The sequence below is a fragment of the Sporosarcina sp. QA0331 genome (assembly GCF_055808055.1).
The window spans coordinates 3,454,259-3,480,317 of record NZ_CM147850.1 but is presented as its reverse complement, the minus strand read 5'-3'; the positions used below and the strand labels follow the sequence as shown (position 1 = coordinate 3,480,317).

Here is a 26,059-nt window from a genome sequence, read left to right as displayed (position 1 = left end):
CGTCCTCGACAAGGGCGGTTCTTTTTTTGTAAGATTTAGGAATAAAAAAATAAAGAAAAAATATTGTGTTGAAAAGAAGTGAATAGCATGGTAAATTGAAACGGGACAACTCAATCCGCGTTGAAAATTCGGATTATTTGGTACATATTCGTTTTTTTACGGGGACACCAAGGGGGAAAACACCATGATAAAAATAATGAAAATGGGAAGCGCTTTCATCGGAATCATCGTTGGTGCCGGTTTTGCGTCTGGCCAAGAGATTTTGCAGTACTTTACAAGTTTCGGAATGATGGGGATTGCCGCTGCAATTGTTTCTACGGCTTTATTCGCCTATATAGGGATGTCATTGACAAGGCTCGGAAGCCGGTTGCAGACAACATCCCATAAGGAAGTCATCTATAAGATTAGCGGGCGTTTTTTAGGCACGATCATTGACTACATCATTATTTTCACGTTGTTTGGTGTAGGTGTTGTCATGGTAGCGGGTGCTGGATCGAATCTTGAACAGCAATTTGGTATCCCTTCTTTTGTCGGAAGTTTGTTGATGGTTGTGCTTGTCTTTATCACGATTCTATTAAATGTTGACAAAGTTGTTGCGGTTATTGGAAGTATTACTCCATTCCTTATTATTGCGGTCGTCGGTGTTTCGGTCTATTGCTTAATGACGATGGATACATCGTTTGCAGTGCTTGATCCGATTGCCCAAGGTGTAGATACTACATTACCGAACTGGTTTATTTCTGCAGTGAACTACGTGTCGTTCAATATTGCGGTAGGAGCTTCCATGTCGTTAGTTATGGGTGGAGCAGAAAAGGATGAAAAGACTGCTGCGCTTGGAGGTTTAGTAGGCGGTTTAGGTTTAGGTATTCTCATTTTGCTAAGCCATTTGGCGATCTTCTCTAGAGTGGATGTAGTCGGTGATGCACAATTGCCAATGCTAGCAATCATTAACGATATTTCCCCAGTTCTTGCAACATTTATGGCATTTGTTCTATACGGAATGATTTTCAACACGGCTGTCAGCATGTTTTATGCTTTCGGAGCACGTTTTGTGAAAATCGGTACGAAGAATTTTAAGCTATTTGTGTTAATAACTTTAGTAATTGGCTTCGCGCTGAGCTTCTTAGGTTTCAAAAACCTTGTTGCAAATTTCTATCCGTTGATCGGTTATTTAGGATTATTGCTTTCAGGAATTTTGATCGTTGCTTCAGTTAAATTACCTGAGAAGGTAAGAAGATAATAAAGAAAAGAGAAAACGCGGCTCCCTTCGTTAGGGGGCCGCGTTTTTAGTACCTAATTATGCAGTGACCATTTCCAATTCTTCTTTCGGTCCGAAGAATTCGAAGTGGATGTTTTCTTCTTTAACTCCGATGTTGCGCAATGCAGAGACGACTGCTTGCATGAATGGCGTAGGTCCGCAGACGTACACGTCGCTGCCCTCAATTACATGCTTCGCAAGGAATTCCCTGTTGATGAAGCCATCGCCTTCTTCAGAGTAAAGTACTTCACATTTTGAATTTGGAAGTGATTCGTTTATGTTGCTTACTACTTCATCGAATGCTTGGTGCTTGCGTGTACGTGCTGAATGAAGGAATGCAACTGGACGTTCAGGTGTAGCATTCGCAATCGTTTCGTACATCGCCATCATCGGTGTGATGCCGACGCCACCGCTGATTAATGTCACAGGTGATGTGCTTTCTGTATCCAAGAAGAAATCTCCCGCAGGAGCGCTCACTTCGATTTTGTCGCCGATGTTCATATTTCGGTGAAGATGGACAGACGCTTTTCCGTTCGGCATGCATTCATCTTCACGTTTTACTGAGATGCGGAATATGTCTTTTCCTGGTGCTTGGGACAAGCTATATTGACGGTTCAATGTGAATTCATCCCCAGGAACCCGGAAACGGACTGTAATGTATTGACCTGGTTTGTACGTAGGCAGTTGTTTGCCATCTGCAGGTTTCAAATAGAATGATGTAATGACGTCGCTTTCTGGAACTTTGTCGACGATGACGAATTCCTTGAACGTTCTCCAGCCGCCTTCAGCTTCTTCAGTTGCATCATACATGTCTTTCTCAATGCCGATGAATGCATCTGCAATGACTCCGTATGCTTCTCCCCATGCTTCGATGATTTCAGGAGTTGCTGCTTCGCCAAGCACTTCCTTGATAGCGCCGAGAAGATGGTAGCCGACGATTGGATAATGTTCTTTTTCGATGCCTAATGAACGGTGCTTATGCGCGATCTGGACGACCGCTGGAATGATGGCACCTAGATTGTCGATGTTCGCAGCTGCTGCGTACACAGCATTAGCGAGTGCTGTTTGCTGACGTCCTTTCGATTGGTTTGCATGGTTGAAAATATTCAATAGCTCAGGATGAGCGGCGAACATATTTTTATAAAAGACTGTCGTAATTGTTTTGCCGTGTTGTTCAAGAACTGGAACTGTAGATTTTACAATATCAATTGTTTTTTGGGATAACATAAGGTGCACAACCTTTCGTGTTTTGTTAATTCCACTATAAACGATTATTTTTCTAAAAGGTATATTTAAAATGCATCTTTATATTGATGTTAAATTTTAGACACATTTCTTTCACGATACCGACATAATCGCTTATAATAGATTGGTGAATGGCGGTGAAAATATGCGGTTAACTTTATATACAGATTTTTCTTTGCGGGTACTAATGTATTTGGCGACGAAGGAAGCAGAAGAGTTATCGACGATCCAGGAAATTTCGGATCGCTACCAAATATCCAAAAACCATTTGACAAAGGTCGTCCATGAGTTAGGAAGGATGGGACTTATCGAAACGGTGCGCGGCAGAGGTGGAGGAATCCGGTTGAACGTGAAGCCTGAAGATATAAATGTAGGCGCACTCGTGCGGAAAACAGAAGATGATTTCTATTTAGTCGAATGTTTCCGTCCGGATGGCAATCATTGCATCCTATCGTCTGCATGCAGGTTGAAAGGCGCTTTGCATGAAGCACTTTCCGCTTATTTGGCCGTGTTGGACAAGTACACGATTGCCGATTTTCTTGTAAATAAAGAAGAGCTGGCAGCAATTTTGTTCAGCAAACCTTTATGATAGAATAAAAAGGAATATACCAGTAGGAGGATTATGATGGGGAAAGTATTAGTATTTGGACATAAAAACCCTGACACCGATTCCATTACGTCGGCGATCAGCTATGCTTATTTGAAACAACAGCTTGGAATGGATGCAGAAGCGGTGCGTCTCGGTTCCATTTCAGGTGAAACTGCTTACGCGCTAAGTCAATTCGGCTTTGAAGCTCCACGATTGATTGAAAAAGCAGCGCCGGAAGCAAAGCAAGTCATCCTTGTCGATCATAATGAAAAACAGCAAAGTGTCGATGATCTGGATGATGTACAAGTCATCGAAGTTGTCGATCACCATCGAATCGCGAATTTCCAAACAGCGGACCCGCTCTATTACCGTGCTGAACCGGTTGGCTGCACTGCGACGATCTTGAAAAAGCTTTATAAGGAACATGACGTAGAAATTCCAAAGGATATTGCGGGACTTATGCTTTCTGCAATCATTTCCGATTCACTGCTTTTCAAATCACCGACATTTATGGAAGAGGATCGTGCAGCGGCTGATGAATTGGCTGCGATTGCGGATGTGGATGCACAGTCGTATGGCCTTGAAATGTTGAAGGCTGGGGCAGATTTGAGCGGAAAATCACTCGAAGAGCTTGTATCGCTTGATGCGAAGGAGTTCACAATCGGGGATTCGAAAATTGAAATCGCACAAGTGAACGCGATTGAAGTCAATGATGTCATGAGCCGCCAGTCTGAGCTAGAAGTTCTATTGAACAGTATCATCGAAGAAAAAGGATTGGATCTGTTCTTATTCGTCGTAACGGACATCTTGAACAATGATTCGTCCGTCATTGCGCTCGGCAACGCTGCTGAACGCGCTTGTGCTGCATTCAACGTTCCTTTGAAAAACAATACGACTTTGTTCAAAGGCGTCGTTTCAAGGAAAAAACAAATCGTACCTGTTTTGACAGAAGCGCTAAAATAATAAATTGAAATAATAAAAAGAATCGGATGGGAATACCCTCCGCTTCTTTTTCATTCGAATAAATGCCGTAAATATCGGTCAGGCGCATTTAGGAAATCACGCGTCAATTGAACGTGGGACATTTCCTCGAAAGTGGCCCGAATAAGCTCGCCATCTTGAATTTCATATAGATCCGCTCCAGGGTATGCCATGAAGATCGGGGAATGCGTGGAGATGAGAAACTTGGCACCTTCCTTCGTCATGTCATGGATCATCGCAAGGAGCGACAATTGGTTTTGCGGAGATAAAGGCGCCTCGGGTTCATCGAGTATGTAAAAACCGCCGGGGCGGAATCTTGCTTGAAATAAATCGAAAAAACTTTCACCGTGGGACCTTTTCTCAAGCCCCTCCCCGTATAAATTACGCAGTTCATGATACGTCTTGGCATAAGGAAGGACTTCAAGGCTATATGGATCGCGTCGTTTGATTTCCTCCACTTTCGCCTTCGCCTCTTCACGGATCATCGCAAGGCTCCGCGTATACGTAATGAAATCGGATGCCCTGAAGAAGAATCCGTTCTTTGTCTTTACATCCCATACAAGTTTTAAATCATCTGCCAGGTCGAAAGCAGGGGAGAGCGCACGGTCCCGTTCCATATGCTCGCCGCTGATTAGGATGCTGCCTGCAGCCGCTGCGATCCCTTCTAACAGTGTCGTCTTTCCGCTGCCATTGTCGCCTGCGATGATTGTAACGGGCGAATCGAGGGAGAGGGAATCGAAATTCTGTATAAGATCTAGATTGAACGGGTAGCTGTCTTCCATCGTTTCCTGTTTCCGTATGATTTTCCGCAAGGACATGCGCATCACCCCTTTTGGTCAGTATACTGGAAAACAGAGGGAGTGCCTATCCTAAATCTAATGGCTTCGTTGCAGGTCCTTCGAGGACAGAGCCATCCTTTCGGAAACGAGATCCGTGGCACGGGCAGTCCCACGTCTGGTCGGCTTCATTCCAACGAGTCCTGCATCCCATATGAGTGCATATAGGGGAGTCTGTCCTTGAAATGTGACCGCCGGTAAATTCTTTCAGCACAAGCCCCGTGTTCTTCAACGCTTGGACGAGGAATGAACCAAAACCTGTGCGATCAGGAGCATAAAGTGAAGCCGCCTTGTTTTGACGTCCGACAATTTGGTCGCTGATGATTCGTGCACTGACGAGTGAGTTGGTGAGCCCCCATTTTCTGAAACCCGTATTCAAATAAACGTACGGCATGCTAGTTGAAATGCAGCCAGCGTATGGGATAAGGTCTGGTGTCTGCGGATCTTGTGCCGACCAGCCGTATTTCATCTCGTCTAGCTGATAGACATTTCTCAATTCAGAGGACAAAGTTTCATAATGTACTTGGGTCTCTTTCTCCATCCCTGCCTGATGCCCTTCGCCGGATAAAAGAAAATGTGTTTTTCCGTCGATATAAGCTGTTCGAACCGAACGTTTCGGATTATCGACCGAAATATATTGACCGGTCAACGGCATATTCGCCTGTGCGGAGACGATATAAGATCTGCTAACGGACAACTTCAGTATTTGCAATCCTCTCAGCGCTTCTATTGGATAATGTGTGCAAAGAATAAGTTCATTGAATTGGATTTCATGTTCAGCATTCGTATAGAGCAAGCGTTTTTTCAAGTCCATCAATCGCACATCCGATTTCTCGAAAATGCGTGCGCCCGCTTGTACGGCTAGCTTCGCCAAATGCTGGCCGAAGCGGACAGGATGGATTTGTGTTTCATCTCTCAATGTCAACGTAGCTTCCGTTTTCAATGGAAGTTCGCTATTCTTGCCAAACTCTCCTACTATACCTATATCATCGTACGCCTTTTTTTCATCTTGAAGCAGCTCAGTCCCATACTTGGATTGAGAAAAAAGGATGGAATCTGCATTCCGCAGTTCATCCCCTTTAGAAAAAGACCTTCCAAACAGGACGGCTTGTCGGTTTACATCATAATAAATCCTTGCGTTTTCTCGTCCAAACTGTTTAATCAAATTTGCGTAGACGATATCATGCTGTGCCGTCAATTTTCCTGTTGAATTGCCTGTTGCACCACACAGGATTTCATCTTTCTCAAGCAGGATGACGTCTTTTCCTTCTTTTGCGAGAAAATAAGCGTTGGCAATTCCGCTTAAGCCTCCTCCGATAATGCAAACATCGCACTTGATGTCTTTGTCTAAAGCGGGATAGGAATCCCGCGGATAAGCGGTTTGCAGCCATAGTGAATTGTACATGTTCAGCCCTCCAATTAATCTTCGATTACGATAGCAGCAGGCATATTCATTGTTGCCATTTTGAATGAAATCTAAAATGGAAGATGAAAGGTGGTTACGTATGATGAAAATTGAAGTGTGGTCAGACTATGTTTGCCCTTTTTGTTACATTGGGAAAAGAAGATTGGAAGAAGCGTTAAAAGAAACGGGCTTAGAAGGCAAGACGGAAGTCGTGTTCAAGGCGTACCAATTGGATCCGAATACACCAGTAGGAGCAGGAGGCTCGGTGCCTGAAGATTTGGCGAAGAAATATGGCATCAGCTTGGATGAAGCGAATGGGATGCTCCAGAACGTCGCAATGCAGGCGAAAACAGTCAATCTCGACTATGATGTCGACGGCATGAAAGGCGCAAACACTTTCAGCGCACATCGCCTTGCAAAGCTTGCCGAAACGGAAGGGAAGGGCGCAGCTGCTTCTGAACGTCTATTGAAAGGTCATTTCGTGGATGGAGAAGTAATCGATAACGAGGAAACATTGCTCGCAATAGCTGAAGAAGTTGGACTATCGAAGGAACGTGCTCAGCAAACGCTTCAATCTGACGAATTTGCCGATGACGTGAAAAAAGATATAGCAGAAGCAGGACAACTCGGAGTACGAGGTGTGCCATTCTTCGTCATCAACCGCAAATACGCCATTTCAGGAGCACAGCCCGTCGAAGCATTCTCAGAAGCATTGAAAAAAGTGGCTGCTGAAGAAAGAATCTAAAAGTAATAAAAAATGACGGTCTAGCTTTTTTCGCTAGAACCGTCATCTTTGTTTTCATTCCCATATAACACATCGTACAACTCATCTTCCGTCGAAATATCCGCCAATTTCACTTTGGACCGGTACGCAGCCCGGACAATCAAATGCCCGGCAACCGGTGCTGTGAGAAAGACGAAAACGATACCGAGAAGTACCCGCACACTAACAAACTGCTCCCGGAACAAGAAATATAGAAAAGTACCTGAAAGCGTCAGCAGCACTGCCAATGTCGAGCTTTTCGTTGCAGCATGTGATCTTGTATAGATATCCGGCAATCGGATAAGCCCGAAGGCACTAATGACGCTCGCAATTCCACCTGTCAAAATAAGCAATGCCCCTATAAATTCACCTGTCTCGTTTACGCTCAACGATGATCCCCCTCTCAATGGACTTCGAAAAGGCGATCGTTCCGATGAAAGATAAAATTCCTAATATCAAAATGACCTCCAAAAAGGCTTTTGTCTTCAAGATGATCGACACAACAGCAATCATTGCAATCAAATTGACTCCAATCATATCAAGTGCAATCACACGGTCCGGCATGGAAGGACCGAGAATGATCCGAATGACGGCAATGGAGATGGTGATGGAAAAGAGGACAAGTGCAATTGTAATCATTGTTTCGATCATCGTGTCACCTCCATGATGGCTCTTTCGAAATTCTTCAGTTGTTTAATTAAACCTGCCCGTGACTGCTCGACGTCCATCGCATGGATATAAAGTGTGTTGCCTTCAGGGGACACTTCCATTACGACAGATCCCGGCGTCAAGGTAAGGAGAAGCGACAGCATAGTCACTTCCACATCACTAATCAAAATGGTCTCATATTTAAAAATGCCTGGCTTGATTTTCAATTTTGGACTTAGTATTTGCCGCAAAACGACGATGCTAGACTGGGTCAATTCCGAAATGAAAATCAAGAGCAATTTAAATGAAGAAAATAACCGGCGTAAATAAAATTGAGTGCCGAAAAAGCGGTGCATGAAAAAGATGATTCCAATCCCGACTAGGAAACCGGCAAAGAAAGTCGTGAATTTCAATTCATCTTCATCCATTAATGTCATCCATAAAAACGCGATGAACAGATTCAGTAATAACTGGGCTGGCATTAATCTCCACCTCTACTTTCCGCTTAACGATTTCCTTGTAAAACAGCTTCAATATAGATATTAGGGTTCATAAGCGTCCTCGCAGCATCGCTGACATAAGGAGCGAGGCCTTCAATGCCGATCCCGATTGCAATTGTCATAATCCCAAATAGGATACTTGGAATGAGCATTCCTTTCTTCAAAGGCACGTCGTCGTCCTCGTTAATGATCGTCTCACCCCAAAAACAATTCAGGAAGATGCGCAGCAACGAATACAAGACGAATATCCCAGATAAAAAGGCAGCTGCCAACAATATGAATGAGCCGGCTTCAATTGCTCCCTGGCCTATGTACACCTTGCCGATGAACCCGCTTAACGGCGGAATGCCCGCCAAAGATAGCATTGTGATGAAAAACAGCCATCCGAGCGTAGGATAGTTCCGGATCAAACCGCTCATCTCTTCGATCTTTGATTTCCCCGTCAAATAAATCATCGTTCCTGCAAGTAGGAACAGTAAAGCTTTGACGATTATGTCATGAATCAAATAATAGATAGCTCCTTGGAAAGCAACTTCCGATTGGACCGCAAGCCCTGCTAAAATAAATCCAACTGCAATGATAACATTATATGAAACAATTTTTCGGATATCGTTGTATGCTATGGCTCCGATACTTCCGCCGATCATCGTAAGAATCGCCATGATACCAATTACGGTATGAGTAATGGTCGTTTCATGATAAAAGATGAGCGTGAAAATGCGGAACATCGCGTAAATCCCCACCTTCGTAAGCAAGGCGCCGAAAAGGGCGGCAATTACAGTTGGTGGTGCGCTGTAAGATCCAGGCAGCCAGAAATAAAGGAGCAAGCCTGCCTTCAAACTAAATACGATTAAAAATAGAAGGCTGATCACTGTCAGCAACGGACCTTGTCCTACTTCTGCGACTCTGACTGACAAATGGGCCATATTTAATGTGCCAAGCGTTCCATATAAGTACGCAATCCCGATTAAGAAGAACCAGGAGGACAAGACGTTGATCGTAACATATTTGATTGACTCGACTAGCTGAATCTTCCTGCCTCCCATTGTAATGAGTACGTAAGAGGATAGAAGCATCACTTCAAAACAGACGAATAAGTTGAATAGGTCACCTGTTAGGAATGAGCCGTTAACGCCCGCGACAAGGAAGAAGACGAATGGATAGAAAAACATATTCTCGTGCTGCTTGCCGATGGATGAAAAAGCGTATAAAAGAAGAATTCCTGTTACGATCGAAGACGTCACAACGAGGAGCATGGAAAATGAATCCGCCACGAATAAGATGCCATATGGCGGCATCCAGCCTCCAAAATCGAGTCTCAAGATTCCTTCCTGCTGAATCTTGTCTAAAATAATGAAACTGGCAGCAACTGTCGCAATGCTCGACGCAATGGCGACAACGCGCTGAGTGATTACAGCAGAACGTAAAAAAACTAGGATGATTCCGGTTAGTAACGGAATGATCATTGGCATAACTATAATATTATTCATCTTCAAACCCTCTCAATGCTTGGAGGTTGTCCGTTCCCGTCTTCTTGTACGTGCGATAGGCAAGCACGAGTAAAAAAGCGGTAACGGCGAAGCTGATGACAATCGCTGTAAGAATAAGCGCTTGTGGCAATGCATCCGTATAGCTTTCCGCCTCTTCGCCGAGCAACGGTGCGCTGCCTTTCTTCAACCCTCCCATAGTCATCAATAGCAGATGCGCTGCGTGTGACAGGACGGCAGTCCCTAAAATCACACGAATCAAATTGCGGGACAGAAGCAAATAGACAGCGATCGTTACAAGAATGCCGACAAGTACCGTTATTAATGTTTCCATCTGCTACACATCCTCACTAATCGTTGAAATAATTGTCACGACAACGCCGACAACCGTCAATGCAACCCCCGCTTCAAATACGATGACTGTCGACAGTTCGGTGTTGCCGAAAACAGGCAAGTGTAAATGTCCGGCTGCCTGCGTAAGGAATTGGTTGCCGAACAGAGCGGAGCCAATGCCTGTACCGACGGCAAGAAACGCGCCGAGCGCCGCTACTTTTTTGAAATCGAAAGGAATGCCTTTATGCACAGTTTCAATATCATTGACTAGATAAAGTAGTACGAATGCGGAGGAGAGGACGAGACCGCCGATAAAACCGCCTCCGGGATTATTATGCCCCGAAAGAAACAGCTCCACGCCGAACGTCAATATGATGAATACGATAATTCTTGTCACTGTTTTTAATATGACATCATTAATCTTCAAAATCTCGTCCCTCCTTTCGTGTTTTCAATTTAATAAGTGTAAACACGCCGATTCCAGCTATGAAAAGTACAACAACTTCGAGCATCGTATCGAAAGCTCGGAAATCTCCTAAAATTGTATTGACGATATTTTTACCGCCGGCAAGGTTGTAGGAGTCTTCGAAGTAGACAGAAATCGATTCGAACATTTTATTTCCTTGCACGGTTAGAGCGAGAATTGTCACAATCGTACCGACAGAGATGGCAATCAATCCATTCAAAAGTTTCGTACGAGGTGCTGAACTTTCCTTCTTCCATTCGGGAAGAAAGTGGAAGCACAGAAGAAACAGGGCAGTTGTCACCGTTTCAACGATTACTTGAGTGAGTGCCAAATCAGGTGCGCGGAATATGACGAAGAAAAAGGCAATTGAATATCCGAGCACGCCGTTTAAAATAATCGCTGTCTTCCTGGATTTAGCAAAGAGTATTGCAATGCCCGCCACGGTCATAGCAATTACGATTAAAAATTCATTTGCCGTAACCGGCCCGTCATTTGAAAAGTCGAATGAATAAGCACCTGTCAGCAAAAGTGCTCCCCCGACCGCCACAATAAAGAACGAGAATATATAGACGAGATAGTCTTTCAAATACCCATTCATATAAAGGCGGGTAAAGTAATTAGATCCCTTTTCCAACAATGCTAAATTGGCAGTGAAGGCGGCATCTAAATTCCATTTCATAGGGGCGATCGTATAAACGCCTCTCCAATAATGGAAGAACTTATAAAGGATGCTTCCAAGAATAACGACGCCGACTGTCATCCATAATGCAGGGTTAGTAAAACCATGCCATGCGACAATATGCGGAATGAGACCTTCCGCGTTTTCAAATGAAGGGTATACTGCAGCCATAGCAGGACGCAGCAAGTAATTACCGATAATATTCGGGAAGAAAAAGATTCCGACGACAAGAGCGGCCAAAATGGAAGGCGCAAGGAGCATGCCGAAAGGAGCTTCCCTGGACGGCTTCTCGATTCGATCCGGTTGGAATTCCCCGAAAAACGTTTGGAAGACGATAATCATGCTGTAAACGAATGTCAGTACACTCGCAAGCCATGCGACAACGAGGAAGAGTGTCCCCAAGGTGCTCGCGTCAAATAGATCAAGATTGCGCGCATTGACAAGCGACTCAAAAAACATTTCCTTACTTAGGAAGCCATTAAAAGGAGGTAGTCCTGCCATTGAAAAGCTGCCGATCAAAGCGATAGTGAAAGTAACCGGCATGAATGCCATAAGTCCGCCTAATCTACGGACGTCCCGTGTACCGAGTTCATGGTCGACAATACCGACAACCATGAAAAGCGCTCCTTTAAAAGTGGAATGGTTAATGAGATGGAATAATGCTGCAAAAGTGGCTTGCGCATAGATGATCGAATTGGCGCTGTGCCCTTCATTGAGCGCAGCGGATCCGAGACCGAAGAGGCTCATGACTAATCCGAGCTGGCTGATCGTGGAATAAGCGAGCAACGCCTTTAGATCAGTCTGCTTCACTGCATTGAACGAACCCCAGAACAAAGTGAAAATCCCAACACTGCTAACGATATAAAACCAAGTCATTTCACCGCCGAAAATGGGAGTGAAGCGTGCGACTAAATAGATGCCCGCTTTAACCATCGTTGCAGAATGCAAATAGGCACTAACTGGGGTTGGTGCTTCCATTGCATCCGGAAGCCAAATATGAAACGGAAATTGTGCGGATTTCGTAAATGCACCTACTAACACAAGCAACATAGCGAACAAAAAGAGAGGCTTTTCCGTATGCTGGCCAATCGTGTCGACTATCTCACGCACACTATACGATCCTGTCATAGTATGTAGCATAATGAAACCAGCAAGCATCGCAATTCCGCCTGATACTGTAATGAGCATCGATTTCTGCGCCCCGTACCTCGACTTTTTCCGATAGTACCAGAAGGCGATCAGTAGGAAAGAGGAAATGCTCGTCAGTTCCCAAAAGACGTACAGCACCATGAGGTTATCGGAAAACACAACGCCGAGCATCGCGCCCATAAACATTAAAAGATAAACGTAAAAGCGTCCTAATGATTCCCGTTCTGATAAATAATAGATGGAATACAGAATGACCAAGGTGCCGACACCCGTAATAAGAAGACCGAAAATTAAACTGAGACCATCAAGATACGTCGTGAAATTAATGCCAGCGGAGTCGATCCACCGGATTGTATGGATATACGTTTCCCCTTTCGCGATGGAAGGGATGAAGCTCGCAAGCATTGCAAATAACATGAGTGGAACAAGTAAGACAAACCAACCGATTTTCCGGCTATGTATCCTCTTATATAGTAAGGGAACGAAGATGGCTGCCACAAAGGGGATGAATATGGATAATGTAATCGTCAACAACAGCGAACCTCCTGTTAATGCGGATTTTCAAATTCTTATGTAAATTTATTCTTAAATATTGGGGATTGACTTGACTCACGACAGAACTGGGGACATAATAGGTAGCTACAGATAGCTTGTGGAAAAGTGCACATTTGAATTATACACTAAACAAATTTCTATCGCACATTGTTACATTTACATCTTGTCAATCAATCATCTTTTGTGTATAATACTATGGTTTTCAATTGTAGATGATGAAATGAAGCTGAACGAAAAAAACTGTAAGAGGTGACTACGGTCATGGGCAAAGTAAAAGGACGTATGGACGAAAGCATATTAGTTTGTGTCTACTACGGTCCAAATGGTGAACGTCTCATCAGACGTGGGCATAAAATGGCAACTATCGCGGATTGTCCACTATATATATTAACGATCGACCCATTGCCATTCGATGAATTTGACGCCGAAAAATCCGAGTATATCGAAAGATGGCAGGAGCTTGCCAAAGAGCTCGATGTTGAAGATTTCATCATTATGGATAACGAAAAACGGCCAGTTGCAAAAGTAATTAAAGAAGTAGCCCACAAACATAATATTACGCAGATTATTATCGGTCAAACTGCTCAAAGCAGATGGGAAGAGATTACAAAAGGTTCATTCATGAACGTGTTGTTGCGGGAAATAACGTTTGTCGATTTCCACGTCGTTTCCGTCGACCGAGCTATTAAAGACGAAATAGAAGGCATGTTCGAAAAAGGCGTACGGGCTTATTTAGTAGAAGATGGGGACGGATTTCAAATCCAGTTCACCCTTTCAAAAGAAGCGCGTTTCGAAGGCATTTTCTTCAAGGAAATCGGAACGGATTTCAATAACGGGATTTTCAAATTCATGAACAATAATAAAATGTGCCAAGTGCATATCACGGATGATAGAGTCACTGAAGCGACTCAATTTGTCTGCAAAACGGAACAATAAAAAATATCGCTTCTAAATACAAGCGGATGGCCGGTTTATGGTCATCCGCTTTTTGTTTTTTTTGTTCTACTTTCGTTCCGTCTACACTCTTGGCGCCAGAGGCTGCATGGTAATTGTGCTTTCAACGCTTACTCTTCCCCTACAATCTTGACTTCCAGTTCCAAGTCGACTCCAAATTTCTTCTTCACTTCTGTCTTTACCATGTTGATCGTGTTGATATAATCGGATGCGGTTGCTCCATTTTTATTAATAATGAAACCAGCATGCTTCGTTGACACTTCCGCACCGCCGTGACCTTTCCCTTGCAGGCCGCAATCTTGGATCAATTTCCCGGCAAAGTAACCTGGTGGCCGTTTAAATACACTTCCTGCCGAAGGGTACTCCAAAGGCTGCTTGGATTCCCGCTGGAACGTCAAATCTGCCACTTTCGCATTAATTGCTTCAGGATCTCCTTCCGCTAGCTCGAAATCGGCGGACAAAACGAAATACCCTTCAGACGCAATGATGCTTTTCCGATAGCCCAGCTCGAGTTCATCTTTTGATAGAACGAGGCGTTCTCCTGATTTTGTAAGGACAGTGCATTGACGAATGATATCTTTAATTTCCCCGCCATATGCGCCCGCGTTCATAGCCATCGCGCCCCCGATTGAACCAGGGATTCCGCAAGCAAATTCGAGGCCGGTCAACGATTCCTCCGCTGCCCGTCTGGAAACGTCGATAATAAGCGCTCCTGCTTCCGCATGGACATTAGTGCCATCCACTTGGATTGCATCCAACTTCGAAAGATGAAGGACGATTCCGCGTACCCCGCCATCTCTAACGACCATATTCGATCCGTTTCCTAGTAATAAAAGCGGAATATCATTTTCATATGCATAGCGTACTGTCGCTTCCGTTTCCTCGATCGTCCCCGGAATGACTAATAAATCAGCAGCTCCGCCAAGTTTTGTCATCGTATATTTGTTTAATGGTTCATCTAACCGTAATATGCCTTCTGTAATAATTCCGCGTAGTTCCTCTAACCACTGATGTTTCGACATCAACATCCAGTCCCTTCAATTCTTATGCGATGAAAACCTTCGTTTCTCGATGAACAACAAAGAAGGCTTCACTTGTATAAGTATGCTGGCTATCAAGTGATTTGACAAGAAAATATAACCGGGTTTCAAGATGTTGAAAAATTCCATTCGGAAATAGAGGGGATGAATAGCCATTCATAGAATTGAATAGCAGGGGGGCTGCACATTGGGAAAAAGGAAAATGGGGAAGTGGACAAAGGTATTGCTATCCGTCTTCGGCGGATTGATTGCAATACTCGTTGTCGGGTTAATTGTCGTCAATGGGTACATAGGTAAATCGAAGCCGTTTATCGAAGGGGAGGTGAGCGTGGATTTCTTGGATGATGACGTGGACGTCACGCGGGATGTGAACGGTGTGCCGCATATTACTGCCAGTTCCGATGCCGACTTGTATCGGGCGCAAGGCTTTGTGCAGGCGCAGGATCGTTTATTTCAAATGGATTTGGCAAGAAGGCAGGCGAGTGGTCGGCTAGCTGAAGTCGTCGGTGCCGCAGCTGTCGATACAGATAAGACGTTCCGTACGTTCAGCTTGCGCAATGCGGCGGAAGCTTCTTATGACGGCTACGGCGAAGAGGCGAAGATGGTGCTTGACTGGTTCGCGGAAGGTGTCAATGCTTTCATGCAGCAGGCGAAGGACGAAGGGAAATTACCTTATGAATTCAAGCTCCTCGGATATGAGCCTGAGCCTTGGACGCCAATCGATTCCCTTACAATCGGAAAATATATGGCCTACGACTTAGGGGGCAACTGGGACAGCCTCGCTGTTAGGCATTGGGCGCTGAACAATTTCCCTGAAGAGCAAGCACGCGAATTATTCGTCAGCTATCCGGACAACGCACCTTCAATCATTGAGGCGAATTTGAAAACGCCGGTTGAAGTGGCAGGCCGATTCAATGCGGATTTAGTGCCGCATGAGTTCAATGGCAGCAATAACTGGGTCGTGTCTGGTGATAAAACTGCCTCCGGCAAGCCGCTTCTCGCGGATGATCCGCATCTCGGGTTGAATACACCTTCGATTTGGTATCAAATGCATTTGCAGTCGCCTGAACAAAATGTCGGCGGCGTCATTTTCGCGGGAGTTCCGGGCATCATTTTAGGCCATAACGAGAACATTGCATGGGGCGTGACGAATGTTGGGCCGGATGTACAGGATTTATATATTGAAATCCCAAATCCGGAAAATCCGACGCAATTCCGCTATGACGGAAAGTGGGAGCAGGCAGAAGTGCGCGACGAGACGATAGGAGTTAAAGGCGGGGAAGATGTCCCGTTTGAAGTGATTGTTACGAGGCATGGGCCAATCATGTCGGACATTTTATATAAGTCAGAGGATCCGGGAGCATTATTCTCCATGCAATGGACCGCGCTAGAACTGACGAAAGAGCTTGAAGCGATTATGAGAATGAATAAAGCAACGGATTGGGAAACATTCGAATCTGCATTGGAAGATTTCCATGCACCTGCACAAAACTTTGTATTTGCTAGCAATGATGGCACGATCGCCTATAAAGCGAATGGCCGGATTCCAATTCGTAAACAAGGTGATGCGCAATTGCCCGTGCCCGGAGATTCTTCCGAATACGGTTGGACGGGATACGTCCCTTACGATGAATTGCCGACAGTCATCAATCCGCCAGAAGGGTTCATCGCGACTGCAAACAATGAAGTCGTAGACGATTCGTACCCGTATCATATAACGAAATTTTGGGCGCAGCCTTATCGGTATATGCGAATTGCTGAAGTGTTGCAGGATGGTGACAATTTCACTGCGGAAGACATGATGGACTTGCAGAAGGATCAAACGAACCTGTATGCACGGGAGTTTTTACAAGATCTCATTGGCTCTGTGAAAGCAGTAGACAAGGATGGGAAATATGCGACGGCTGTCCAAATGTTGGAGGAATGGGATCAGGTTGATTCCGCGGATGCGGGTGCTCCTTTGATTTTCCACAAATTAATGAAGCAATTGCCGAAAACGATGTTCAGCAATGAAATGCCGGACGATGTCTACAACCTCATGCCGGGCAAAGGGCAGATCATTGATCAGATGATGAGGGACGCATATAGCGGCAATCCTGGTGTCTGGGTGGCGCAATATGGCGGCGTCGATAAATGGGTTTATGATTCATTTGAAACTTCGATAGGTGAAATTGAAGAGCAGTTCGGAAGTGACGCGGAAAATTGGAAGTGGGGAGAGTTTCACCAATTGGCCTTCCCGCATTCATTGGCTGCAGCTTCACCGATATTTGCTTATTTCCTCAATCCGGAAAAACAGGAGATCGGCGGCTCAAATGTTACTGTCCAGGCGGCTGCATTTAAGGATGATGGAACCGTCAATCACGGCGCGTCTTGGCGTTTCGTTGCGGATCTGTCCGACTTGTCAGCGACGCACCACATCGTCGGACCTGGTCAAAGTGGGCATATGAAATCAAAATGGTTCCACGATCAAGCCGAAGATTGGGCGAATGGCATCTACCATGAAACTGTTCTCGACGGTGAAGTGAAAGATGGGTATACGTTGAAATTAAAAGCGAAATGAAAGGGAGCACACTCGTTTTAATTGGGTGATGGAGCAGCAAATTAAATCTTGTATTATTATCTTGACTTCAAGACATATCCAGGTTATCATATGGAATATATCTTGGAGTGGAGATATTTTTGCTGAGCGATCATATCTCTTAGAAATACGGGTATATAGAAAAGGGTTATGAAAAATGAAGAACAAAAATGGAAGGGTGGATGTTAAAATGACGACATGGAAAGTAGACGCGTCACACACGAGTGTAGGTTTCACAGTAAAGCATATGATGGTTTCGAAAGTTAAAGGAAGTTTTGCAGGGGTAGAAGGGACGATTGAGGGGAATCCCGAAGACTTAACAGGTGCAAAAATCAATTTCACAATTGATGCAAACTCTATTAATACAAATAGCGAAGATCGCGACAATCACCTTCGTTCAGGCGATTTCTTCGATACTGAAAAATTCCCTCAACTGTCATTCGTATCTACGGGCATCGTAAAAAAAGGCGATGAAGAGTACGATGTTACAGGTGATTTGACAATTAAAGACGTAACAAAGCAAGTTACATTTGAAGCAGAATTCGAAGGCACAGGAACAAACCCATGGGGCGTTCAAGTTGCTGCATTCGAAGTAGAAGGGAAAATCTCCCGTAAAGAGTTCGGCCTAACGTGGAACCAAGCACTAGAAGCAGGCGGCGTTCTCGTAGGCGACGATATCAAGATTTCGATCGACCTACAAGCAAACCCAGCACAATAATTGTATAGAACACGGCACGCATGAGAGGAAATTTCATGCGTGCCGTTTTTAATTGCAGAGAATCAATGACTCTGCGCTCATAAATCGCGTTTCACGCTCATAATCGCCGTCTCCGCGCTCAAAAACCTTCTTCCTCAACAAACGGCCATCGTTCGACCGTCCGTCCATGCCTTCCCGTTGTCGTTTTTGCATGTATCAATGATTGGTAAACCGCTTCTTCCGTCGCCTCGATGACTGCTTGGAAAAGTTTGTTCATCACCTTGGCGTCGTCACGCAGCAGTGTGTAAGTTACTGTATCTCCGCCTGCACTCGCATGTGGAATCGTATAGGCGTTGGAGAAAGCGATGATGATGTCTCCGCTGCCGTTATGGATATGGGAGCCGGTTCTGCCGAGGCCAATGGAAGCGCGTTTCGCGAGCCGTTTCAATTGCCTGCTGTCAAGCGGTGCATCCGTCGCAACGATGATCATGACGGAGCCGTCAGGTTTTTCGCTTTTCATCTCGTCGGAAGGCTTCACCTTGTCAGCTGCCGTTTTCAATTGCATTTCATTTCGGGTAAGCCATTCATCAATCAGGCATTCTTCAGGACTGCCGAAGTTCGTCAACGTCAGGACACCGACTGTGTACGCATCCTCTCCATGCGAAACGACTCTTGAAGAGGAACCGATTCCACCTTTCCGGCCGAAGCAGATCATCCCTTTCCCCGCGCCGACATCGCCTTGCTCAAACTCGCCTCTACCTGCATTGCGAATCGCTTCGATGGCGTGTTCTGGTCGGATTTTCAACGACCGCATTGCATTCAAATAACTGTCATTGCATTCACCGACTACGATATTTAATGAACTGGTGGAATCACCGATTGCGGTATTTTCCTCAAGCATATGCCGCATCGTCCCTTCGAGCACCGCCCCGACGCTGAATGTATTCGTAAGCATGATGGGGGATTCGATGACACCGAGCTCCTCTACTTGAATGAGTCCCGCTGATTTGCCGAAGCCATTTAATACGAAGCTCGCTGCTGGCAATTTTTGCTCAAAGCAGTTTCCGCCGTGTGGCAAAATGGCTGTAACACCTGTGCAGGCGCTCTCTGTATCAGGCTTCTCATGCAAAGTCACATGGCCTACCCCTACACCCGGCACGTCTGTAATCGCATTCCACTTTCCTTTTTGCATCGTTCCACACTCCTGTTTCACATAATGATCAATACTCTGTTCCGCAATATTATAGGAATGACTATCAAATTCCATACTGATGATAAAAACCCTTTATTTTGGAATGAAATAAACAATCAAATGATTGTTTGATTATCCTTGCATTCAGAAAAGAGGAAACATATACTAGATTATAATCAAACAATCATTTGAATGAGGTGTCGAAATGAATGTGAAAGATACATGTGATGTGACAATTGTCCATGAAGATATAGTCGAGAGTGTTCAAAAGGGCCTGCCGGACGTTGGCGGCATGGTGCAAATTTTCAAAGCACTTGCAGACGAAACAAGATTGAAAATCGCCTATTCACTTACATTGGAAGAGCAAATGTGCGTCTGCGACGTGGCGGCGGTCATCGGCGCGTCGAACGCGACGGCTTCCCATCATTTGCGCTATTTGCGGGAGCATAGTCTTGCGAAGTCAGAACGTAAAGGGAAGATGGTCTATTACTCCCTTGCGGATGCCCATGTATTTGATCTTGTGAAAATTGCCCACGACCATGCAGCGGAAAGAGAGGATGATTCGGATGGCCGCTAAGACAGAGTACAGACTTGAGAATTTATCTTGTGCAAACTGTGCGATGAAATTCGAAAACAATGTGAAAAGCATTCCATCTGTAACGGAAGCGACCGTCAATTTCGGTGCGGCGAAGCTCTCTTTTGCAGGTGATGCGACGGTGGAGGAGCTTCAGGCGGCAGGCGCATTCGATGGCATTCGAGTCGTGCCGTTGACGAAGAGAGAACCTGATCCGAAAATCCCATTTTTCCGAAGGAAGGAAAATATCGTCACGATGCTGTCCCTTATTTTCGTTATAGCGGGAATGTATTTCACCTATCGAAACGTCCCTTATCCAGCCATCGCGACCGGCTTTTTTGCAGCTGCTATCCTGATCGGCGGAACGGGCATGTTTATTACAGGAATTAAAAACCTCGTAAGACTCGATTTTGACATGAAGACGTTAATGACGATTGCGATTATCGGGGCGGCTATCATCGGAGAGTGGCAGGAAGCAGCGGTCGTCGTCTTTTTATTCGCAGTGAGTGAAGCGTTAGAAGCGTACTCTATGAATAAAGCGCGGCAATCGATCCGCCAACTTATGGATATCGCGCCAGCATCCGCGCTAGTGAAACGAAATGGAAGCGTTATGGAGCTGCCGACGGAAGATATCCGAGTCGGGGACATCCTTCTCGTAAAGCCGGGACAGAAAATTGCAATGGATGGTATCGTTCTGAGCGGGAAATCGACTGTCAATCAGGCGGCGATTACGGGAGAATCGGTTCCTGTATTGAAGGAGGCGAAGGACGAAGTATTTGCAGGAACGTTGAATGAAGAAGGCGCGCTCGAAGTGACCGTGACGAAACTCGTCGGGGATACGACCATTGCGAAAATCATCCATCTTGTCGAGGATGCGCAAGCGGAGAAAGCGCCGTCCCAAAAGTTCGTCGATCGGTTTGCGAAATATTATACGCCGATCATTATTGGCATTGCGATACTAGTTGCGATTGTACCGCCTCTTTTCGGAGGAGATTGGCATACATGGATTTACCAAGGACTCGCAGTTCTTGTCGTCGGTTGTCCTTGTGCACTCGTTGTATCCACCCCTGTCGCCATCGTAACGGCGATTGGGAATGCTGCCCGCCAAGGTGTCCTTATTAAAGGCGGCGTCTTTTTGGAGGAGATGGGTCGCATTCATGCAGTTGCATTCGATAAGACAGGCACATTGACGAAAGGATATCCTGAAGTGACGGATTTTATTGCAGGAGATGGAGAGAAGAAATCCATCCTGCAAGCGGTCGCTGCAGTTGAATCGATGTCCCAGCATCCTTTGGCAAGAGCGATTGTCGACTTTGCGAAAGAACAAGGAACAGGCGCAGCAGAAATCCAGAACTTCCAGTCGGTCACCGGGAAAGGGGCTTACGGTGAAGTGAACGGAACGATCGTCCACGTCGGGAGTATGAAGTGGGCGTCCGAGCTTGCGGAACTCCCTGCTGAAATGAAAAAACGTGCGGAAGACTTGCAGCAGGCCGGGAAATCAGTCATGGCGGTTGTTGTTGATCAATCATTCAAAGCGTTAATTGCGGTGACAGATCCGTTGAGGGAGGAAAGCGCTGCTGTATTACGACAATTAAAGGACGTAGGTATCCGGCATACAGTAATGTTGACGGGAGATGACATACGGACGGCCGAAGCGATTGCGAAACAAGCAGGCGTGACAGATGTGCGTGCAGGACTCATGCCTGAAGACAAGTTGACGGCAATTAAAGGATTGATTGGTCAATACGACAGAGTAGCGATGGTCGGTGACGGTATTAACGACGCGCCAGCACTTGCCGCGTCTTCAATCGGAATTGCGATGGGTGGTGCAGGGACGGACGCTGCTCTCGAAACGGCGGATGTCGCTTTAATGGCGGATGATCTTCGTCAGTTGCCATATACAATGAAATTAAGCCGAAAAACGTTGCAGATTATTAAAGAAAATATTATGTTTGCATTAGGCTTAAAAATTGTAGCGCTGCTTTTGATCATCCCAGGATGGTTGACCTTATGGATTGCGATTTTCGCAGATATGGGTGCGACATTGCTTGTCGTGTTGAATTCATTGAGATTGATGCGGATCCATAAGTAATGTACGCAGCCCGAACGGGGGAATGAAAATGAAATTGCGAGAATGGACGATGGAAGAACAGGAACAGCTCATCCATTTTTTGACGACGAATACGTGGCCGTTTCATGGAAATGCACATCCGGAACGTGAATTGATCGAAAAAACGATTGAAGATGGCGGATATGAATCGGATGAAGTGAAGACGTTTTGGGTGCAAAACGATGAAGACATCATCGTAGGCATCGTGAAAATCCATGATTTACAGGATGAAATTCCGTTATTCGATTTGCGGATTGCGGATCGCTATAGAGGATTCGGGTATGGACCGAAAGCGCTCCGTCTCATTACGGAATTCGTCTTCGGAATGCCGGAGGAGAAAATCCGCTTGGAGGGTCATACGCGCCAAGACAATTTAGCGATGCGAAAAACGTTTGAGCGCGCAGGGTTTGTGAAGGAAGCTCATTTGCGCAAAGCGTGGTTTTCACCGAAAGAGAATTCGTATTATGACGCTGTTACGTACGGGATGACTAGGGAAGACTTTTTAGCAGGTACGACGACGCCTGTCATGTGGGAAGATGCCAGCTATAGAGAAAAACCGAAAAAGCGAATTCCGAATGTCCCGACTGAAATCGAGTCGGAACGGCTCATCATTCGCATGCCTGAAGTGGAGGATGCTCTTGACGTGTGGAATGCGATCCGTAATTCACAGCCTGCCTTAAAGGAATGGATGCCTTTTGCGCAAAAAGCACCGGAACTTCATACGACGGAAGAGAATTTACGACAGGCGATTGCGGATTTCATTACGCGGAAAGACTTGAGGCTTCATATGTTTTCGAAAGAAACCGGCGAGTTTGTCGGTTCGACTGGACTTCACCGCATTGACTGGGCAGTTCCGAAGTTTGAAATCGGTTATTGGCTCGACACAAAATTTGAAGGGCGAGGGCTTATGACGGAAGCTGTTGAGCGTTTGACTGATTTTGCGTTTGACGAGCTGAGTGCCCGAAGAGTCGAAATAAGATGTGATGAGGAAAATGTAAAAAGCCGTTCTGTCGCTGAACGGGCAGGGTTTGAGCTTGAAGGGACGTTGAAATGCGATTCCCTTTCAGTGGATGGCAAGCAATTACGTAATACGTGCATATATGCAAAAGTAAAATAAGAAAGGGTGCCAACTGGTGGCACCCTTTCTTTAGACTGATCGCCTTCCTGTGAGCAATTGGATGACGAATATAATTCCTGCGATGACTAACAGTAGGTGGATAAGTCCGCCTCCAACCTTCATGACAAATCCGAGCAGCCAGAAGGCAATTAATGCTACGATAATGATCCAAAGTATTTTACCCATTATTTTCACTCCTTCGAAGTGGTATAGTGAATTTACCCGTAAGATAGAAATTGTAAACTGCCTTGCATGCATGATTCATGATCGAATGGGCAGGGAATGTACATACTGGAGGTGGAACGATTGGCAACGCCAAGTATGGAAGATTATATCGAACAAATTTACTTGCAGCTCGAGGCGAGGGGAGAAGCCCGCGTCTCCGATGTGGCAGAAGCGCTTTCGGTATTACCCTCCTCTGTTACGAAAATGGCGCAGCGGCTTGACCGTGAAGGGTATGTCGTTTATGAGCGATATAGAGGGCTGGAGCTGACGGAAAAAGGATTGGCGTTCGGAAAGAAGCTCGTCAGAAGACATGACCTTCTCGAACAGTTTCTCAGGATCATCGGCGTCGAAGAGAGGAACATCTATCAAGATGTTGAAGGGATTGAGCACCACTTAAGCTGGAATGCGATGGACCGAATTACGGATCTTGTGGAAGCGATGAAAGAGGACGAAGACTTCGTACAAAAATTGAAAGAACGACAAAGCTTCTAAATGGAAGAGGGATTAGATGAAATGACAGAACACAAACCAGGGTTTATTGCCCAACTGACCGTAATTGGCCAAGAAGGATCAAGATGGATTTTGGATGGCGGCGAACAAGAACAAGGAATCATGATCAATGCATCGGAATTCGATTCCCCGATCAAAGAGGGAGACGACGTCGAAGTCTTCCTTTACATGAACAGGCGAGGTGAACTGACAGCGACTGCGCACATCCCGAAGATGACGTGCGAATCATTCGGCTGGGGCAGAGTCATCCGGATCGATGAGAAGGAAGGCGCTTATGTGGATATCGGCTCCTCATTTGAAGTGCTTGTGAATAAAGCAGACTTGCCAAGGGTGAAAGCTTTATGGCCGAAGACAGACGACGAGCTGTTCATGACGTTGCGCACCGATCTTGGCGGCAATATTTTCGGACGTCTTGCGACAGAGGAGAGAGTGTTGGAATTGATAGCGGATGCACCTGAAACGACTTTCAATAAAAATTTGAAAGCGCGGGCATACCGTCTTTTGCCGGTAGGTTCCTTCTTTTTGAGCATTCCAGAATCGTACCGTATTTTTGTCCATCATACAGAGCGGGAGCAGGAGCCGCGTTTAGGAGAAGAAGTGGACGTCCGGATTATCGATGTGCGTGATGATGGCACGTTGAACGGCTCTTTGTTGCCGAGGAAGGAAGAGCGACTCGGTGATGATGCAGAAACTGTATATCATTACCTTACGGAGGTCGGTGGTAAAATGCCGTTTTCGGATAAGTCGACTCCGGATGAAATAAGTGAAATGTTTGGCATGAGCAAAGGCGCGTTCAAACGGGCGCTCGGCAAGCTGATGAAGGAAGGGAAAATCACGCAAAGTGAAGGTTGGACAACCTTGAAATAATAGCTGGAACCTTTTTCAATTGCACATCGTACTACTTCATAGTACTGGAGGGGAATACTTATGAAGAAATTATTGATGGCAGCGAGCGCATTGCTGCTTGTCGTCGGTGGAATGCTGCCGATGAATGCGAAAGCCGATACGGCCATTGATGAAAAATTAGGTGTGCCCATTGTCGTGTTAGGGGCAAACTTAACGGACGCGGAAAAAGAAAGTGTTAAAAAGAGCTTGAATGTCGAAGAGAATGCGGAAGTCGATGAAATTTCGGTCGACGGAAATGATCTTGTGAAATATATTAAAGACGGAAATAGCCAGGCGAGAATGTATTCATCGGCCAAAATTACGAGGCAGGATGAAGGAAAAGGCCTCGTCATTAAAATCGTAACGCCAGATAATATTACGCAAGTGACGAACGAAATGTATGCAACAGCAATGCTCACTGCGGGTATTGAGGATGCGATTGTTGAAGTTGCTGCACCGAAGCCGGTTACAGGACATTCCGCATTAGTAGGAATTTATAAGGCGTATGAAGTATCCGGTGAAACACTCGATACCGAGCGGACGGATGTCGCGAATGACGAATTGAATTTGGCAACGAAGTTTGCGAAGGATTCCGGCATTGATCAAGACAAAGTGGCAGAGCTTCTGACGGAAATTAAAAAGGCGATCGCCGATAACAAGCCTGCGACGAAGGAAGAAGTCGAGAAAATTGTAAATGATCAATTGTCGAAGCTGAATATCGAGCTGAACGAGGCCGACAGGCAATTATTGATTGACCTAATGGATCGGATCCGCAATTTGGATATCGACTTCGGCAAGCTGTCGGAGCAATTATCCGATATGGCGACAACGATAAAAGAGAAGTTCGGCGAAATCGATCCCGGCTTTTGGGATAAGGTAAAACAGTTCTTTGAAGATCTTTTTGAATCGATCAAGTCTTGGTTCAAGTGATACATGCATGCAATATGATAGAATATTGTAAAAGGAGAGGATCACATGGAATTTGAATTTGTCGAGCTTGGCGGAGATGCCTTCGCATTCCGTAACGAAAAGGACGGGAAGATGCAAGCTGAAATCACATGGACGCTTCTCGGGGATGTCATGGTCATGGATCACACATATGTGTCTGAAGAATTGCGCGGCGGAGGCGTAGCGAAGCAATTACTTGACCGTGCTGCGGATTACGCCCGTGAAAAAGGCTATAAAATGGAAGCTGTCTGCTCCTTTGTAGTCTCGGCATTCGAGCGATTAAAGGATTATGACGATGTGAAAGCGTAATCCAAAAGCGGATGGCGCCAGGAATC

Annotated in this window: 27 protein-coding genes; 14 read left to right on the top strand and 13 right to left on the bottom strand. The window is 45.5% G+C overall.

Annotated elements, in window-relative coordinates:
* Nucleotides 1–184 precede the first annotated feature (184 nt).
* A complete protein-coding gene (locus tag AC0L13_RS17610; RefSeq protein WP_473641894.1) occupies nt 185–1,240 on the top strand; it encodes a YkvI family membrane protein in 1,056 nt (351 codons plus the stop codon).
* A gap of 57 nt (nt 1,241–1,297) precedes the next feature.
* On the opposite strand, the gene hmpA is transcribed toward AC0L13_RS17610, so the two are convergent.
* A complete protein-coding gene (hmpA, locus tag AC0L13_RS17605) occupies nt 1,298–2,485 on the bottom strand; it encodes an NO-inducible flavohemoprotein (RefSeq protein ID WP_473641892.1) in 1,188 nt (395 codons plus the stop codon).
* Nucleotides 2,486–2,648: 163 nt separating this feature from the next.
* On the opposite strand from hmpA, the gene AC0L13_RS17600 reads away from it, so the two are divergent.
* Nucleotides 2,649–3,092, top strand: coding sequence for an RrF2 family transcriptional regulator (locus AC0L13_RS17600; RefSeq protein WP_473641890.1), 444 nt, complete (start codon nt 2,649–2,651; stop codon nt 3,090–3,092).
* 36 nt (nt 3,093–3,128) lie between these two features.
* Nucleotides 3,129–4,055 (top strand): manganese-dependent inorganic pyrophosphatase, encoded by a 927-nt coding sequence (locus AC0L13_RS17595; protein WP_473641888.1) that lies wholly within the window; start codon nt 3,129–3,131, stop codon nt 4,053–4,055.
* 50 nt (nt 4,056–4,105) lie between these two features.
* On the opposite strand, the gene AC0L13_RS17590 is transcribed toward AC0L13_RS17595, so the two are convergent.
* Nucleotides 4,106–4,891: an AAA family ATPase gene (locus tag AC0L13_RS17590; protein WP_473641886.1), complete on the bottom strand. Its 786-nt coding sequence runs from the start codon at nt 4,889–4,891 to the stop codon at nt 4,106–4,108.
* 46 nt (nt 4,892–4,937) lie between these two features.
* Nucleotides 4,938–6,314 carry an FAD-dependent oxidoreductase gene (locus AC0L13_RS17585; protein WP_473641884.1) on the bottom strand — a complete coding sequence of 459 codons (1,377 nt, stop codon included), beginning with the start codon at nt 6,312–6,314 and terminating at the stop codon, nt 4,938–4,940.
* Nucleotides 6,315–6,417: 103 nt separating this feature from the next.
* On the opposite strand from AC0L13_RS17585, the gene AC0L13_RS17580 reads away from it, so the two are divergent.
* Nucleotides 6,418–7,059 carry a DsbA family oxidoreductase gene (locus tag AC0L13_RS17580; RefSeq protein WP_473641882.1) on the top strand — a complete coding sequence of 214 codons (642 nt, stop codon included), beginning with the start codon at nt 6,418–6,420 and terminating at the stop codon, nt 7,057–7,059.
* A 20-nt stretch (nt 7,060–7,079) separates the two neighbouring features.
* Here AC0L13_RS17580 and AC0L13_RS17575 read toward each other — a convergent pair whose 3' ends face one another.
* From AC0L13_RS17575 to AC0L13_RS17545, 7 genes are read right to left on the bottom strand one after another with little or no spacing between them, the layout of a single operon-like run.
* Nucleotides 7,080–7,466 (bottom strand): Na+/H+ antiporter subunit G, encoded by a 387-nt coding sequence (locus AC0L13_RS17575; RefSeq protein WP_473641880.1) that lies wholly within the window; start codon nt 7,464–7,466, stop codon nt 7,080–7,082.
* Nucleotides 7,444–7,728: a Na(+)/H(+) antiporter subunit F1 gene (locus AC0L13_RS17570; protein WP_473641878.1), complete on the bottom strand. Its 285-nt coding sequence runs from the start codon at nt 7,726–7,728 to the stop codon at nt 7,444–7,446. The genes AC0L13_RS17575 and AC0L13_RS17570 overlap by 23 nt, the downstream gene beginning before the upstream one ends.
* Nucleotides 7,725–8,207 (bottom strand): Na+/H+ antiporter subunit E, encoded by a 483-nt coding sequence (locus tag AC0L13_RS17565; protein ID WP_473641876.1) that lies wholly within the window; start codon nt 8,205–8,207, stop codon nt 7,725–7,727. Before AC0L13_RS17565 ends, AC0L13_RS17570 begins: the two co-directional genes overlap by 4 nt.
* Nucleotides 8,208–8,230: 23 nt before the next feature.
* Nucleotides 8,231–9,715, bottom strand: coding sequence for a Na+/H+ antiporter subunit D (locus AC0L13_RS17560; protein ID WP_473641874.1), 1,485 nt, complete (start codon nt 9,713–9,715; stop codon nt 8,231–8,233).
* Nucleotides 9,708–10,046, bottom strand: coding sequence for a Na(+)/H(+) antiporter subunit C (locus tag AC0L13_RS17555; protein WP_440499149.1), 339 nt, complete (start codon nt 10,044–10,046; stop codon nt 9,708–9,710). Before AC0L13_RS17555 ends, AC0L13_RS17560 begins: the two co-directional genes overlap by 8 nt.
* Before the next feature lie 3 nt (nt 10,047–10,049).
* A complete protein-coding gene (locus AC0L13_RS17550) occupies nt 10,050–10,472 on the bottom strand; it encodes a Na(+)/H(+) antiporter subunit B (protein ID WP_473641871.1) in 423 nt (140 codons plus the stop codon).
* Nucleotides 10,462–12,873 carry a Na+/H+ antiporter subunit A gene (locus AC0L13_RS17545; protein WP_473641869.1) on the bottom strand — a complete coding sequence of 804 codons (2,412 nt, stop codon included), beginning with the start codon at nt 12,871–12,873 and terminating at the stop codon, nt 10,462–10,464. Before AC0L13_RS17545 ends, AC0L13_RS17550 begins: the two co-directional genes overlap by 11 nt.
* 282 nt (nt 12,874–13,155) lie before the next feature.
* On the opposite strand from AC0L13_RS17545, the gene AC0L13_RS17540 reads away from it, so the two are divergent.
* The gene (locus AC0L13_RS17540) at nt 13,156–13,830 is read left to right on the top strand and encodes a histidine kinase (RefSeq protein WP_473641867.1); all 675 of its coding nucleotides are present in this window, start codon (nt 13,156–13,158) and stop codon (nt 13,828–13,830) included.
* A gap of 128 nt (nt 13,831–13,958) precedes the next feature.
* Here AC0L13_RS17540 and murB read toward each other — a convergent pair whose 3' ends face one another.
* Complete coding sequence (murB, locus tag AC0L13_RS17535) at nt 13,959–14,870, bottom strand: UDP-N-acetylmuramate dehydrogenase (RefSeq protein ID WP_473641865.1); 912 nt, start codon at nt 14,868–14,870, stop codon at nt 13,959–13,961.
* Nucleotides 14,871–15,090: 220 nt separating this feature from the next.
* On the opposite strand from murB, the gene AC0L13_RS17530 reads away from it, so the two are divergent.
* Nucleotides 15,091–17,448 carry a penicillin acylase family protein gene (locus AC0L13_RS17530; protein WP_473647106.1) on the top strand — a complete coding sequence of 786 codons (2,358 nt, stop codon included), beginning with the start codon at nt 15,091–15,093 and terminating at the stop codon, nt 17,446–17,448.
* A gap of 208 nt (nt 17,449–17,656) precedes the next feature.
* Nucleotides 17,657–18,184, top strand: coding sequence for a YceI family protein (locus AC0L13_RS17525; protein ID WP_473641863.1), 528 nt, complete (start codon nt 17,657–17,659; stop codon nt 18,182–18,184).
* A 118-nt stretch (nt 18,185–18,302) separates the two neighbouring features.
* Here the strand turns inward: AC0L13_RS17525 and AC0L13_RS17520 are convergent, their stop codons facing one another.
* Nucleotides 18,303–19,355, bottom strand: coding sequence for a P1 family peptidase (locus AC0L13_RS17520; protein WP_473641861.1), 1,053 nt, complete (start codon nt 19,353–19,355; stop codon nt 18,303–18,305).
* A 205-nt stretch (nt 19,356–19,560) separates the two neighbouring features.
* Here AC0L13_RS17520 and AC0L13_RS17515 point away from each other — a divergent pair, with 205 nt between their 5' ends.
* Genes AC0L13_RS17515 through AC0L13_RS17505 form a run of 3 tightly spaced genes read left to right on the top strand, consistent with a single transcriptional unit; the run spans nt 19,561 to nt 23,156 of the window.
* The gene (locus tag AC0L13_RS17515) at nt 19,561–19,932 is read left to right on the top strand and encodes an ArsR/SmtB family transcription factor (protein ID WP_473641859.1); all 372 of its coding nucleotides are present in this window, start codon (nt 19,561–19,563) and stop codon (nt 19,930–19,932) included.
* Nucleotides 19,913–22,021: a heavy metal translocating P-type ATPase gene (locus AC0L13_RS17510; protein WP_473641857.1), complete on the top strand. Its 2,109-nt coding sequence runs from the start codon at nt 19,913–19,915 to the stop codon at nt 22,019–22,021. The genes AC0L13_RS17515 and AC0L13_RS17510 overlap by 20 nt, the downstream gene beginning before the upstream one ends.
* A 28-nt stretch (nt 22,022–22,049) precedes the next feature.
* Nucleotides 22,050–23,156 carry a GNAT family N-acetyltransferase gene (locus AC0L13_RS17505; protein ID WP_473641855.1) on the top strand — a complete coding sequence of 369 codons (1,107 nt, stop codon included), beginning with the start codon at nt 22,050–22,052 and terminating at the stop codon, nt 23,154–23,156.
* A gap of 30 nt (nt 23,157–23,186) precedes the next feature.
* On the opposite strand, the gene AC0L13_RS17500 is transcribed toward AC0L13_RS17505, so the two are convergent.
* Nucleotides 23,187–23,342: a lmo0937 family membrane protein gene (locus AC0L13_RS17500; RefSeq protein WP_153009923.1), complete on the bottom strand. Its 156-nt coding sequence runs from the start codon at nt 23,340–23,342 to the stop codon at nt 23,187–23,189.
* A 120-nt stretch (nt 23,343–23,462) separates the two neighbouring features.
* Between AC0L13_RS17500 and mntR the strand changes: the two genes are divergently transcribed.
* Genes mntR through AC0L13_RS17480 form a run of 4 tightly spaced genes read left to right on the top strand, consistent with a single transcriptional unit; the run spans nt 23,463 to nt 26,033 of the window.
* Entirely contained in the window at nt 23,463–23,873 is a 411-nt protein-coding gene (mntR, locus tag AC0L13_RS17495) for a transcriptional regulator MntR (RefSeq protein WP_473641852.1), read from the top strand.
* 21 nt (nt 23,874–23,894) lie between these two features.
* Nucleotides 23,895–24,758, top strand: coding sequence for a CvfB family protein (locus tag AC0L13_RS17490; RefSeq protein WP_473641849.1), 864 nt, complete (start codon nt 23,895–23,897; stop codon nt 24,756–24,758).
* A 60-nt stretch (nt 24,759–24,818) separates the two neighbouring features.
* Nucleotides 24,819–25,706 (top strand): DUF1002 domain-containing protein, encoded by an 888-nt coding sequence (locus AC0L13_RS17485; protein WP_473641847.1) that lies wholly within the window; start codon nt 24,819–24,821, stop codon nt 25,704–25,706.
* Between the two features lie 45 nt (nt 25,707–25,751).
* The gene (locus AC0L13_RS17480; protein WP_440499162.1) at nt 25,752–26,033 is read left to right on the top strand and encodes a GNAT family N-acetyltransferase; all 282 of its coding nucleotides are present in this window, start codon (nt 25,752–25,754) and stop codon (nt 26,031–26,033) included.
* Nucleotides 26,034–26,059 lie beyond the last annotated feature (26 nt).